This is a genomic window from Hyphomonas sp. BRH_c22 (assembly GCF_000961795.1).
Classification (GTDB): Bacteria; Pseudomonadota; Alphaproteobacteria; order Caulobacterales; family Hyphomonadaceae; genus Hyphomonas.
This window is the reverse complement of the sequence record NZ_LADU01000082.1, coordinates 22,942-35,426: the sequence shown is the minus strand read 5'-3', so window position 1 is coordinate 35,426 and position 12,485 is coordinate 22,942. Positions and strand designations below refer to the sequence as shown.

The 12,485-nt window shown below is 61.9% G+C and carries 13 protein-coding genes; 11 read left to right on the top strand and 2 right to left on the bottom strand.

Annotation, left to right across the window (positions count from 1 at the left end; all coding sequences use genetic code 11):
- The 10 genes from infB to VR74_RS20875 all read left to right on the top strand — a co-directional run.
- Window positions 1–1,913: translation initiation factor IF-2 (infB, locus tag VR74_RS10565; protein WP_045696582.1), on the top strand; the 1,913-nt coding region annotated here is incomplete at its 5' end.
- A gap of 11 nt (window positions 1,914–1,924) precedes the next feature.
- On the top strand, window positions 1,925–2,452 hold the full coding sequence (locus tag VR74_RS10560; RefSeq protein WP_045696580.1) for a YcxB family protein: 528 nt from the start codon (window positions 1,925–1,927) through the stop codon (window positions 2,450–2,452).
- Window positions 2,452–2,853 (top strand): 30S ribosome-binding factor RbfA, encoded by a 402-nt coding sequence (gene rbfA, locus VR74_RS10555; protein ID WP_045696578.1) that lies wholly within the window; start codon window positions 2,452–2,454, stop codon window positions 2,851–2,853. Before VR74_RS10560 ends, rbfA begins: the two co-directional genes overlap by 1 nt.
- Window positions 2,854–2,945: 92 nt before the next feature.
- Window positions 2,946–3,602, top strand: a complete 657-nt coding sequence (locus VR74_RS10550; protein ID WP_045696576.1) for a hypothetical protein — start codon at window positions 2,946–2,948, stop codon at window positions 3,600–3,602.
- Window positions 3,603–3,722: 120 nt separating this feature from the next.
- Window positions 3,723–4,685: a tRNA pseudouridine(55) synthase TruB gene (truB, locus tag VR74_RS10545; protein ID WP_299950159.1), complete on the top strand. Its 963-nt coding sequence runs from the start codon at window positions 3,723–3,725 to the stop codon at window positions 4,683–4,685.
- Between the two features lie 296 nt (window positions 4,686–4,981).
- Window positions 4,982–5,251, top strand: a complete 270-nt coding sequence (gene rpsO, locus VR74_RS10540; RefSeq protein WP_045696572.1) for a 30S ribosomal protein S15 — start codon at window positions 4,982–4,984, stop codon at window positions 5,249–5,251.
- A gap of 72 nt (window positions 5,252–5,323) precedes the next feature.
- The gene (gene pnp / locus VR74_RS10535) at window positions 5,324–7,453 is read left to right on the top strand and encodes a polyribonucleotide nucleotidyltransferase (protein ID WP_045696569.1); all 2,130 of its coding nucleotides are present in this window, start codon (window positions 5,324–5,326) and stop codon (window positions 7,451–7,453) included.
- Between the two features lie 220 nt (window positions 7,454–7,673).
- The gene (locus VR74_RS10530) at window positions 7,674–8,435 is read left to right on the top strand and encodes a CAP domain-containing protein (RefSeq protein ID WP_299950157.1); all 762 of its coding nucleotides are present in this window, start codon (window positions 7,674–7,676) and stop codon (window positions 8,433–8,435) included.
- A 123-nt stretch (window positions 8,436–8,558) separates the two neighbouring features.
- On the top strand, window positions 8,559–9,266 hold the full coding sequence (gene udk, locus VR74_RS10525) for a uridine kinase (RefSeq protein ID WP_045696566.1): 708 nt from the start codon (window positions 8,559–8,561) through the stop codon (window positions 9,264–9,266).
- A 61-nt stretch (window positions 9,267–9,327) separates the two neighbouring features.
- On the top strand, window positions 9,328–10,185 hold the full coding sequence (locus VR74_RS20875; protein WP_299950155.1) for a CAP domain-containing protein: 858 nt from the start codon (window positions 9,328–9,330) through the stop codon (window positions 10,183–10,185).
- A 38-nt stretch (window positions 10,186–10,223) separates the two neighbouring features.
- Here VR74_RS20875 and VR74_RS10515 read toward each other — a convergent pair whose 3' ends face one another.
- Entirely contained in the window at window positions 10,224–11,039 is an 816-nt protein-coding gene (locus tag VR74_RS10515; protein WP_299950153.1) for an enoyl-ACP reductase, read from the bottom strand.
- A gap of 60 nt (window positions 11,040–11,099) precedes the next feature.
- The gene (locus VR74_RS10510; protein WP_299950150.1) at window positions 11,100–11,549 is read right to left on the bottom strand and encodes a MarR family winged helix-turn-helix transcriptional regulator; all 450 of its coding nucleotides are present in this window, start codon (window positions 11,547–11,549) and stop codon (window positions 11,100–11,102) included.
- 73 nt (window positions 11,550–11,622) lie between these two features.
- Here VR74_RS10510 and VR74_RS10505 point away from each other — a divergent pair, with 73 nt between their 5' ends.
- A complete protein-coding gene (locus VR74_RS10505) occupies window positions 11,623–12,435 on the top strand; it encodes an amidohydrolase family protein (protein ID WP_045696562.1) in 813 nt (270 codons plus the stop codon).
- The last annotated feature ends 50 nt before the right edge of the window (window positions 12,436–12,485 follow it).

The following is a 12,485-nucleotide window of genomic DNA, read 5'->3' as shown; positions in this document are numbered from 1 at the left end:
GTGAACGCCGCCGCGGCAAGCTGACCATCTCGTCCGCGCTTGGCGACGATGCCGACCGCCAGCGCTCGCTCGCCTCAGTGCGCCGCGCCCGCGAACGTGAACGCGAGCGCCGTTTCGGCGGCGGGGAACAGCGCGAGAAAGTCTCGATCGAAGTCACCCTGCCTGAAACTATCACCCTGCAGGACCTTGCAGGGCGGATGAACGAACGTGTCGCTGACGTCGTGAAGTTCATGATCAATCAAGGCGAAATGCTGCGCGGCAATGACATTGTCGATGCCGACACGGCCGAACTGATCGCCGAGGAATTCGGCCACACCGTCCGGCGCGTGGCAGAATCCGACGTTGAAATCGGCCTCGAAGGCGAAGCCGACGATCCGGCCCTGATGCAGCCGCGCCCGCCGATCGTCACGATCATGGGCCATGTCGACCACGGCAAGACCTCGCTGCTCGACGCCCTGCGCTCAACGGACGTCGTGTCAGGCGAAGCTGGGGGCATCACGCAGCATATCGGCGCCTATCAGGTGCAGCTGAAATCCGGCCAGAAGATCACCTTCCTCGACACGCCGGGTCACGCAGCCTTTACCGCCATGCGCGCCCGCGGCGCAAACGCCACCGACATCGCGATCCTCGTGGTTGCCGCTGACGACTCGGTGATGCCGCAGACGATTGAATCGATCAATCATGCCAAGGCGGCCGGCGTCCCGATCATCGTGGCAGTCAACAAGATCGACCTTCACGACGCCGAACCCGACAAGGTTCTGACAGACCTGCTCCAGCACGACATACAGGTCGAAAGCATGGGCGGCGAAACCCAGGCCGTGAAAGTCTCGGCCAAGTCCCGCATCGGCCTTGACGAGCTCACCGACGCGATCTCGCTTCAGGCCGAAATTCTCGAACTGAAAGCCAATCCCAACCGCGATGCAGACGGCGTGGTCATCGAAAGCCAGCTCGACAAGGGGCGTGGTCCCGTGGCGACCGTGCTCGTCAAGCGCGGTACGCTCAAGCGCGGCGACATCGTCGTTGCCGGCGCCCAGTGGGGCAAGGTCCGCGCGATCACTGACGAGCGTGGCCAGCAGCTGCAGGATGCCGGCCCGTCCCTTCCCGTCGAACTGCTCGGTCTCGATGGTGCGCCTGATCCCGGCGAAGCCTTCGTGGTCGTCGAAACGGAAGCCCGCGCCCGCGAGATCACGGACTATCGCCTGCGCACCAAGCGCCAGGTCTCCGGCAAGGCGGGTGCTGCGGCGCGTGCCTCGCTCGACCAGCTGCTCAGCCGCCTGAAAGATGGCACCGTCGAAACGTCCGAGCTACCGGTTGTTGTCAAAGGCGACGTGCAGGGCTCGGTCGAGGCGATCTCCATGTCGCTCGACAAGATCTCGACAGAAGAAGTCCGCGCCCGCGTCATCCATGGCGCTGTCGGCGGTATTTCCGAAAGCGACGTCCTGCTCGCCCGCTCGTCGAATGCGCCGATCTTTGCGTTCAACGTCCGCGCCAACAAGCAGGCCCGTGACCTTGCCGAAAAGGAAGGCGTCGAAATCCGCTACTATTCGGTGATCTACGACCTGATTGACGACGTGAAATCGACCCTGTCGGGCATGCTCGCGCCGGAAAAGCGCGAAACCTTCCTCGGTTACGCCGATATTCTCGAAGTCTTCAACATCACCAAGGTCGGCAAGGTTGCTGGTTGCCGTGTGTCCGAAGGCAAGGTGCTTCGCGGTTGCGGCGTCCGCCTCCTGCGCGACGATGTCGTGATCCACGAGGGCAAGCTGAAGACGCTGAAGCGCTTCAAGGATGAAGTCAGCGAAGTTTCCGGCGGCATGGAATGCGGCATGGCGTTTGAACGCTATGAAGACATCCGCGTCGGCGACAAGATCGAGTGCTTCCAGGTCGAGGAAATCGCTAGAACCCTCGCCTAGAGGCAGGCACAATGAACCAGACGCTGAACATCTCGGGTCTCCTTCGGGAGAAGGATGTGAAGCGTTTGACCCGCCTCACGCGTGGCGGGTCCGTTGGCCCGACAGCCGTCTATTATGCCGGTGTGACCGCGCCGATCATTTCGGCCAGCATGGCCGTCATGGTTCGCGAGGCCATGCGTCTCGTCGGCCTGTCGCCGTATTGGCAATGGTTCATCTCGGCGCTCGTCGCGGCTTTTGCCGGCATCGCCTGGTACCTGATCTTCATTCGCTGGTCATACCGGCACAAGCACGGACGTGGCACGGAAATGACCCTCTCGACCGACATTACCCTCGCTGATGACCAGATCACCGTGCGGCGGGGCGGAATCGAGACCCGTATAGACTGGTCATGCATCTCGTCTGTCAAAACCGAACGGCGGCACGTCGCCGTTCTCGTCAACGGCGCCGACTCGCTGATTATCCCCGATGCCTGGTTCGGCAAGGACAAGTCAGCGCGCGCCGCATTCATTTCACGCCTACAGGAAAAGGCTGCTCACTGATGGCCCGAAAACCCGCCGCTGCCGGCATGCCCTCCCAGCGCCAGTTGCGCGCCGGGGAAATCATCCGCCACGCGCTTGCCGACATTCTCGCCCGGGAAGATCTGCGCGATCCCGATCTTGCCACCGTCATCATCACCGTTGGCGAAGTACGCTGCTCACCTGACTTGCGCCATGCCAACGTGTTCGTCACGCCGCTGGGCGACGATACGCAGGCCGGCCGCGACAAGCTGGCCGAAGCCCTGACTCGCGCCGCCCCCTTCCTGCGCGGGAAACTTGGCCGCGAAATCGACATGAAGTTCACGCCGCAACTGCACTTCATTGCCGACAAGTCCTATGATGAGGCGACGCATATCGACCGTCTGCTGGCCGACCCGCGCGTAAAGCGCGACCTGCAGGAATAGGCTTCCCGAAAGCTGCGCCTTATCCGCTTTGTCATTTGACTTGGCGGCGAACTGTTGAGACCGTTAGGGATCGCGACAAGGGGACGGGCCGCATGGACCGCCAGACACTCGACATGGAAGGCGCCCGGCAGGGAGAAATCTCGGCCGCATCAATCCAGATGGGCGATGATACGATCGCCATCCGCCGTATCGCCACAATGTCCATTGAATCCATCGAATTTGCGCCATGGGACATGCCGCGCAACCGCAAGTCACAGAGCCTGCACGCTACGCTCTGTGTCGCCAACCTGTTCTTCGGCATTGTCGGCCTGGCCTGGTGGTTCCTGGTGCCCGGCCGCCAGTCCGGTCTCGTGGCCCTGTTAGTCGGCGGCGTGCTCATGCTGCTCGGAGTCTTCCTCGGTATCCGCGCCGCCATGATCGCCATGAAGATCAAGAAGCGCGAACCCTATTACCGCCTGACGATCGGCACATCCGACGGCCGCCAGATCCCGGTCGTCGATGACAATCGCGATGTCCTCGTGAAACTCCGCGACGTTGTTCGCCACAAGATGGATACGGGCGATACCGAAACGGTCGGCGAGTTTGATCTCAATCTCGATATCGTCGATCTGAAACTGCCAAAATCGGCGCGTCCGGCCTCCCCTGCCCCGGTGCGGGAAGACAAGTCCCCGCCGCCGCACGAACCGGAACTCCTGTTTGATGCCGATGAGGAAGAGGCGGCCGCCGAGCGGCTCAAATCCGCGTCCTGACCGGCCCGGCGGTTGACGCGGGGCCCCAGCCAGCCTAAGGCCGCGCCTTCCTTTTACCATGCCAGTACGAAGATGGCCCGCCGGCGTTCGAACCGCCTCAGGCCTGCAGGAGACAATGATTTGGCCCGCCAGAGAAAACGCAAGGGTGATCCGGTCAGCGGATGGCTGAACCTGTTCAAGCCGGTCGAGATGACATCGACCCAGGCCGTCGCGATCCTGAAGCGGCTCTACAATGCCGACAAGGTGGGACATGGCGGCACGCTCGACCCGCTGGCCGACGGCATCCTGCCCATCGCCTTCGGCGAAGCGACCAAGACGGTGCAATGGGCAATGGATTCGGAGAAGGAATACGTCTTCACCATCCAATGGGGCGTCTCCACCGCCAGCCAGGATGCCGAAGGCGAGGTTACGTCCACATCCGATACCCGTCCCACCCGCGAAGCGGTCGAAGCGGTGCTTGCAAACTATGTCGGCCTGATCGAACAGGTGCCGCCCAAGTTCTCCGCCATCAAGGTCGATGGCCAGCGCGCCTATGACCTCGCGCGTGAAGGCGAGGATTTCGAATTGAAATCGCGTGAAGTCATGGTCCACGCCGCCAGCGTCATCGGCATGCCTGACGCGGACCACACGGTCATTCACGTCACCTCCGGCAAGGGCTTCTATGTCCGTGCCATGGCCCGGGACGTCGCCTTCGATCTGGGCTGTGACGGCCATATCAGCCAGCTGCGCCGCACCCGCGTCGGCGCCTTCGGTGCAGCCGACGCCATCGCCATCTCGGCCCTGCAGGAGATGACCGACAAGGCAGACCTGCTCGCGGCCTTGAAACCCGTCCAGTCAGTCCTGGCCGGCATTCCGGACCTTGCCGTCAGCCCGTCTGACGCAGGCGACCTGCGTCAGGGCCGCACCATCATGCTGCTGCCGCATGTGGTCGAAGCCTGGCGCAGTGCCCGAAACCCCGACGATGAAGACGACCGCCTCGCCCTCGCGACCTGCAACGGCGTGGCCATCGCCTTGGGCGATGTGCGCGCCGGGCATTTCGAGCCGGTTCGCGTGTTCAATGTGCGCGAGGTGCAGGGGGTCTAGGCGTTCTGCGCCGCCAACCCCCTCCTGTCAGCCACCAACCACCCTCCACGCCACCGGCAGGGACTCCGGGCCCAACAGCGCACCCACACGCCGCCCATATCACCCCACCCCCTTCCCAAACGGGCCTAAATCCGCCATAAGCCGCCCCTTGAGGCGAAGATCGCCCTGAATCCCCTGCTGGACGACATCCCGGCACCGGACACCAGGGTCCAGATCCCGCCTCAGACCCCCGCAGCCATGAGGCCGCAAGACTTTGAAACCCCTCGCCTTTTGGCGATATTCATGAAAGAGACCCGATGTCGATTACGGCTGAAAAGAAACAGGAACTGATCCAGAAGTTTGCCATAAAGGCAGGCGACACCGGTTCCCCCGAAGTGCAGGTTGCGATCCTCACAGAGCGCATCAACAACCTGACCGACCACTTCAAGACCAACAAGAAAGACAACCACTCCCGCCGCGGCTTGCTGACCATGGTCGCCACGCGCCGGAAGCTCCTTGACTATGTCAAAGGCAAAGATGAAGCGCGTTACCAAACGCTCATCACGGAACTCGGCATCCGCCGCTAGGTCCGGAAAAACAAGCCCGCCGGGCAATAGGGCCACGGCGGGCTTTTCGTATGCGAAAAGAAAGAAATCGAAATGTTCAACAAACAATCCGTGTCGCTGGAATGGGCGGGACGCACGCTGACAATTGAGACGGGCCAGGTGGCTCGCCAGGCAGACGGCGCCGTTATGGTGACCTATGGGGACACCAAGGTCCTCGCGACCGCATGCTTCGCCAAGTCGGCCAAGCCGGGTCAGGACTTCTTCCCCCTGACCGTCAACTATATGGAAAAATACTACGCATCGGGCCGCATCCCAGGCGGCTTCTTCAAGCGTGAAGGCCGCCCGACCGAGAAAGAGACGCTGACCTCGCGCCTCATCGACCGCCCGATCCGCCCGCTTTTCGTCAAAGGCTTCAAGAACGAAGTCCAGGTCGTCCTGACCTGCATGTCCTATGACCTTGAAAACGATGCTGACATCCTCGGCATGATCGGCGCCTCTGCCGCGCTCGTCCTGTCCGGCGCACCGTTCATGGGCCCGATTGGCGCCGCGCGCGTGGGCTACAAGGATGGTGAATACATCATCAACCCGACCATCGCCGAACTGGAAGAGTCCGATCTCGACCTCGTCATGGCCGGCACCGCCGACGCCGTGATGATGGTGGAATCGGAAGCCTACGAACTCTCCGAAGACGTGATGCTGGGCGCTGTCATGGCGGGCCACGAAGCCATCCAGCCCGTGATCGATGCAATCATCGACCTGGCCGAGAAGGCTGCCAAGGAGCCATTCGAGTTTGAAGCGGAAGACAATTCCGATGCGCTCGCAGCAATTCAGAAGCTGGTCGGCAAAGACCTGTCGGCCGCCTACTCGATGACTGAAAAGCTCGAGCGTCAGGCCGCCGTGGGCGCTGCCCGCGACAGGGCCAAGGAAGCACTCGTCGGCACCGACGACGCTCCCGGCCAGATGACTGGCGAAGCCTTCAAGACTGCGTTCAAGGAAGCTGAAGCCGCCGTTGTTCGCGGCGACATCCTGAAAACCGGCAAGCGCATCGACGGCCGCTCGCTCGACCAGGTTCGCCCGATCGAAGCCATTGTCGGCTTCCTGCCGCGCACGCATGGTTCATCGCTGTTTACCCGCGGTGAAACGCAGGCGATCTGCGTGACCACGCTCGGCACGAGCGATGACGAGCAGTTCATCGACGGTCTCGACGGCACGACCAAGTCCAAGTTCATGCTGCACTACAACTTCCCGCCCTATTCGGTCGGCGAGACGGGCCGTATGGGTGGCACCAACCGGCGTGAAACAGGTCACGGCAAGCTCGCATGGCGCGCGCTCCAGGCTGTCCTGCCTGAACATGCCGACTTCCCTTACACGATCCGCCTTGTGTCCGAGATCACCGAGTCCAACGGCTCGTCCTCGATGGCCACCGTGTGTGGCTGTTCGCTCGCAATGATGGATGCCGGCGTGCCGATCACCCGTCCCGTGTCGGGCATTGCGATGGGCTTGATCAAGGAAGCAGACGGCATTGCCGTCCTTTCCGACATCCTCGGCGACGAAGACCACCTCGGCGACATGGACTTCAAGGTCGCAGGCACCGAAAAGGGCCTGACCTCGCTGCAGATGGACATCAAGATCGCAGGTATCACCAAGGACATCATGAAAACGGCGCTCGAGCAGGCCAAGGGTGGGCGCATGCACATCCTCGCCGAAATGGCGAAAGCCCTCGATACGTCGCGTGACAGCCTGTCGGAAAACGCGCCCCAGATGGAAATCATGAAGGTGCCGACCGACAAGATCCGTGATGTCATCGGTTCCGGCGGCAAGGTCATCCGTGGCATTGTCGAAGAATCCGGCGCCAAGGTGAATATCGACGATGACGGCACAGTGCAGATTTCTGCACTCGACCGCCCAGCCATCGAGAAAGCCATGAAGATGATCCGCGAGATCACCGCAGAAGCCGAGATCGGCGAAATCTACGAAGGCACAGTCGTTGGCCTGAAAGACTTCGGTATCTTCGTGAACTTCTTCGGCCCGAAGGACGGCCTTGTGCACGTGTCGCAAATGGCGAACGAGCGCATTGGCCACCCGAAGGAACTGGTCAAGGAGGGCGACAAGGTCTGGGTCAAGCTCATGGGCTTTGACGACCGTGGCAAAGTCCGACTGTCCATGAAGGTTGTCGACCAGGCAACCGGCAAGGAAATCGAAGGCGCTGACGCCGGCGAATAGACCTACATTTTCTTGTAGTTTCAGGATATGGGCCGTCCCTTTGGGGCGGCCCTTTTTCGTTGCTGCACAACGCGGAATCTGTAGCTCTAAAAGCTACATCTTTCTGTAGTCGGATGAAATTTCATTGACATGGAACTGTCATGAAAGTATTGTGACAGTTATGTTACAGACACGTTACAGATTTATGTCATTGTCGGCGTTAGCCCTTGCGGCGCTCACATTGCCCGCAGCGGCAGTCTCCACTTGCGATCTCGCAGATGGGCTGTCGCTTGATCCTGCAGTCTTCAATCAGGAAGTCAGCGCCTGTTACGACAGCCAGAGCGATTCCAGACAGGGCCTCCGGCTCGAAAACCAGCTGATCGACGCGACTGACCGTGTCCGCGCCGACGACAGCAAGGCTGCGCTCATTCCCCTGGCCTCGCTGGAACAAGCCGCCCGCATTCACGCAATGGATATGGCGGCACGCAATTATGCCGGCCATGCCGACCCGGAAGGCCGTGGCCACCTTGAGCGCGTCCGCATGCTGGACCGCACTGTCCTGATCGGTGCAGCCGGCGCCAATATCGCGATTGTTGAAGGCACCCAGCATGATGCCGACGCCGTATTCGACGCCCTGCGCCGGGATCCCGTTAACGCCGATAACATGACACGAAGCGCCTTCACGCATACGGGTGTCGGCATCGCTGAAGCCAATGGCCGAACCTACATCGTCCAGCTTTTTGCCCGCGTCGATGGCCGCCTGGAAACCCCCCTTCCCGTGCACGTTACCGGAAACGACAATATCCGCGCCACGTTCGAGGAAGCAGGACTCCAGCCCGTGGCGTGGCGTCTGACGTCACCTGCCGGCGACACGATTGCCCGCGGGTATGGCTCCACGATGACCGGCTCTCTGCAGCCTGGACAGCGGGCCTACCTTACCCTTGACGTTGCCCGGAACAATTCAGAATTCTCCATTCGCGGGCCAATCGTCACCGGGCGGTAGAAGCCGCAAATATCCCCTTCTGTCCCGCCCGGCCTCCTTTCAGGGGCCGGGCTTTTCATGTCTGCAGCCAATTCCCCTCGCGAAAGGTTGGAATGCAGGCGGTTTTGGCGCTAAGCAGCGATCATGACGAAACGAAAATCTGCATTCCTCATCGCCATGTCCGGCGGGTCCGGCTCAGGCAAGTCGACGCTGGCAGAAGCCCTGCTTGCCCATCTCGGCCCCGACAGGGCCGTGATGTTTGGCGAGGATGCCTATTACCATCCCATGCGCCACTATGGTGACTACAAGACCGAGGATGAGCGCCTCGAGATCATCGCGGGCGTCAATTACGACGATCCCGCATCGAAGGAAGTCGACCATCTTGTACGTGACCTGAAAGCGCTCAAGGCCGGTCAGGGAATCGACCAGCCGGTCTATGACTATGAACGCCATGATCGCAGCACGAAGACGCGCCGCATCGAGGCTGCACCGATCCTGCTGCTGGAAGGCATCCACGCCCTGTCCATGCCCAAGATCAAGCCACTGATCGACCTGTCAGTCTATGTCGACACGCCGGACGACCTGCGCCTCGCGCGCCGAATCCGCCGCGATGTGATCGACCGTGGCCGCAGCGTCGACAATGTATTGCAGCAGTATCTGTCCACCGTACGCGCCGCGCATTACCGCTGGACCCATCCAGCCAAGTTCGAAGCCGACCTTGTCATCGCCGACGAGGGCCTGCCGGCCTATGGCAATGTCCGCCCGAACGAGGAAGCGATTGAGCGCATGGTCGCGCCCGTGCTTGAACGCCTGCGTTCCGTTGGCGTCCTGGCCGACCGCGCCCCGGTCTGAAGCAGCTCGAGGCTGCACAAAACGCTGGGCGGCCATGCGCGCTCTGGCTAGGCTTGCTTTCATGAGTCGAAACCTGTCCCGATGGCTGACACTCCTCGGCGCCAGCGCGCTCGCGAGCAGCGCAGCGTTCGCCTGCGATCTGCGCCTGTCTGCCCGCGGCGAGACGGCAGCCGACTATGTCGAAACCGTACGCCCCTGCCTCGGAAATCTCCCCAGCGGCTACAAGTTTGATACACGGATGGAGGCCGGCTTCCTCGAGAAGGTCAATTTCGAGCGCACGACCCGCGGCCTCAAACCCCTTGCCCTGCGGCGCGAATTGCTGGCACCCGCACGGTTCCAGAGCCTCGACATGGCCGCCAACCAGTTCTTCGATCACCAGAGCCCGGACGGACGCTCACCGGCAGACCGCGTCACGGCCCTTGACCGCCGCGCCCTGATCCAGCGCTCGGCGGAAAACCTTGCGATGCTCGAAATCGTCAGCGGGCGCTACAATTTCTCGAAAAGCCTGCCGCAGCTCCACCAGAACCTGATGGACAGTCCCGGCCACAGGGCGAACATCCTCAATCCCGATCTCACCCATGTCGCGATTGGTGTCGTGGTGACACGCAACGGCGTCTGGGCGACGCAGGTTTTCCTCAATCTCTCCGGCACGCTCAGCGAGGATGTCCCGCTGCGCATGACGCGCGGCCAGCCCCTCACCGCCACGCCCAGCCTGGGCGAATGGACCTTCCGGCATTTCGAGGCAGGCACACGCGACAGGCGGTTTGCCCCCTTCCGCCACACAGCGCGTGGCGCTGTTGTCCCGGATGGCGTGTCAGGCGATATCGAGCTTGCCGCATTCAGCATCCAGATGGGCGAACGCAAGGACATGATCTATTCGATCCGCCTTGCCGGCCCGACTCTGACCGTTGTGAACTGACAGCAACGATCAACCCATCGTCAGCCGGAAGCCCCGCCCTATTCCTCCGGCAGGTCCGGCACGCCGACCACATGGAAGCCAGCATCGACATGGATCACTTCGCCCGCAATCGAGCGGCCGAGCGGCGAGAGCAGGTAAAGCGCGCAGCCGGCAACACCTTCCATGCTCGTGTCTTCCTTCAGCAGTGACCAGTCACGGCCCGTGCCCATCAGGCTCTTGCCCCCCCGGATACCCGCAAGCGACAGCGTGCGCATCGCGCCTGCCGAAATCGCGTTGACGCGGATGCCCTGCGGCCCGAGGTCACGCGCGGCATAGCGCGTCGATGCCTCAAGCGCCGCCTTGGCAACGCCCATCACATTGTAGGACGGAACGGTCCGTTCCGCGCCGAGATAGGTCATGCACATGATCGATCCGCCATCCGGCATCAGCTCGGCGCCGCGCCGGGCGCAATCGATGAAGGAATAGACCGAGATATCCATCGCTCGCCGGAATCCCTCGCGCGTCGTGTTGGCCACCATCGAGCCCTGCAGCTCGTCCTTGCCCGCAAAGGCAATGGAGTGGACGAGGAAGTCGATCTTGCCCCATTTCGCTTTGATTTCGGCAAAGGCGGCATCCATGCTGGCATCGTCGGTCACGTCCGCCGGGATCATCAGGTCCATGCCAATGCTTTCGACCAGCGGCCGGACGCGCCGCTCCAGCGCCTCGCCCTGATAGGTGAAGGCAATTTCAGCACCCTGCGCCGCCAGTTGCTTCGAGATGCCCCAGGCAATCGAATTCTGGTTGGCAACGCCCATCACGATGCCGCGCTTGCCCTTCATCAGGTCGCCCGTCGGCAGGTTCCAGTCTTCGGCCATCGGGGCCTCCTCTAATATGAATTTTTCTGCCTCACGGGCTAGGCGGGCACGATCAAACCGTCAAGCGTCTCGCCTGCCTTGATCCTCGCTCAGTCGTTCCGAAAGCACCGCGAGCAGGGCTGCCACCCTGTCTGCGTCCTTTGGGCCAAATGTGTTGTCAATCAGCGCGTTGATCTCGGCAAACGGCGCCTGGATGTTCGCGAGTGCCGCCGCGCCCGCGTCAGTCACATGAAGATCCCATGCGCGGGCATCACGTGCACTGCGCGCGCGCCTCAGCAGGCCCAGGGCCATCAGCCGGTTCACCATGGCAGTCACAGCCGATTCATTGAGACCGAGCTGTCCGGCCACCGTGTTTTGCTGCGGCCCGTCCCCGGCCGAAACAATCGACAGCACGGCCGCCTGCGCCGTTGAGATGCCCGCCGCCTGCATCAGCGCCTGGTCAGCCCGCTTCTGCAGGCTATGCGCGGCTACCTGAAGGCGGTGGTAGAATCGGCTGGATCTCGCGGTCATGCGCCTTCTTACCCTACTTGCCATGAGGCGGCCAAGCACATATACTTCACTATTGAAGTATATGGAGAATCGTATGCCAATCATTGACGCCTGGGCCCAGATCACCACCGCACGCATGGCCGAACAGCCCTGGTTGAAGACCTTGCTGAAGTGGACAGGCAAGGAAGGCGATACGCGCCCAGCCACCGTTGAATCGACCCTGGCCGCCATGGATGCCGCTGGCGTCACGATAGCCCTCTTGTCTGCCTGGCACGGCCCCGCAGGCGAGCTTATTTCCAACAGTGAGGTCGAAGAGCAAATATCGCAGGCGCCCGACAGGTTCCGAGGTCTCGCCAGTGTCGACCTTGCTTGCCCGATGCAGGCCGTCCGCGAGATTCACGCACGGGTCGACGGCAAGCGTTTCGTCGGCGTCCGCATCGTGCCCTGGCTCTGGGACCTGCCACCCAATGACAGGCGTTACTATCCCATCTATGCGGCCTGCATTGAGGCGGACGTGCCCTTCTGTACCCAAATCGGCCACACCGGCCCGCTGATGCGCTCGGAAACGGGCCGCCTCATCCCCTATCTCGAAGACGTCATGCTCGATTTTCCAGAGTTGAAAATTGTCGGTGGCCATGTTGGCTTCCCCTGGCTTGAGGAGTTGGTGTCGATGACCGTCAAGTTCGCGAACTTCCATGTCGACACGTCAGCCTATGCGCTGCACCGTCTGCCGCCCGCCTTCGTCACCTGGATGAAGGGCCTCGGTGCCGGCCGGGTCATGTTCGGTACGAACTGGCCGATGCTGTCGCCATCCAAATGCCTTGAGGGCTTGGGGTCGCTCGGTCTGACAGACATGCAGGCAGAGGCCTTCCTGTCAGGTAATGCCAGCCGCGTCTTCAAGCTGTGACGGGTTCGACCCCATCCATGGATCCAGGACTGGTTTCGAGACGGATTAGC